The 546-nt window shown below is 63.9% G+C and carries 1 protein-coding gene; it reads right to left on the reverse strand.

All coding sequences use genetic code 11. The features are described from left to right. Nucleotides 1-546, reverse strand: a 546-nt coding sequence (locus A5688_RS23075; protein ID WP_131812453.1) for a condensation domain-containing protein, incomplete at both ends; no start/stop codon positions are given.

Genomic DNA, 546 nt, shown 5'->3' on the forward strand with positions numbered 1-546 from the left:
GTGGATGCTGGCCGGGTCGAACACGTCGGTGCGGAATTCCACCGTCCCGCCGATCCCCGCCGGTGCACCCTCTGGGGCCCATTGCTCGGTCAGGGAGAACGCCAAATCCATTCGGGCGGTATGGGTATCAGTCGGCAACGGTGTGACGTGCACATCACCCAAAACCAGTTCCGGGGTGTCGTTGTTCTGCCAAGCCAACAACACCTGCACCAGCGGATGATGGGTCAACGACCGCGTCGGATTGAGCCGCTCCACCAGCACCTCAAAAGGCACATCCTGGTGCTCGAAGGCGGCCAGGCTGCGCCGGCGCACCTGACCCAACACCTCGGCCATGCTGGGATCACCGGCCAGATCCACCCGCAACACCAGCGTGTTGACGAAAAACCCGACCAACTCATCGAGCGCCGGATCACCGCGTCCCGCGATCGGGAACCCCACCGCCACATCGCAACTCGCACTGAGCTTAGAGAGCAATACCGCCAACGCGGCCTGGATCACCATGAAACTGGTCGCGTTGTGCTCCCGGGCCACCCGTGCCACCCGCTG

It is taken from the genome of Mycobacterium mantenii (assembly GCF_001667865.1).
Taxonomy (GTDB): domain Bacteria; phylum Actinomycetota; class Actinomycetes; order Mycobacteriales; family Mycobacteriaceae; genus Mycobacterium; species Mycobacterium mantenii_A.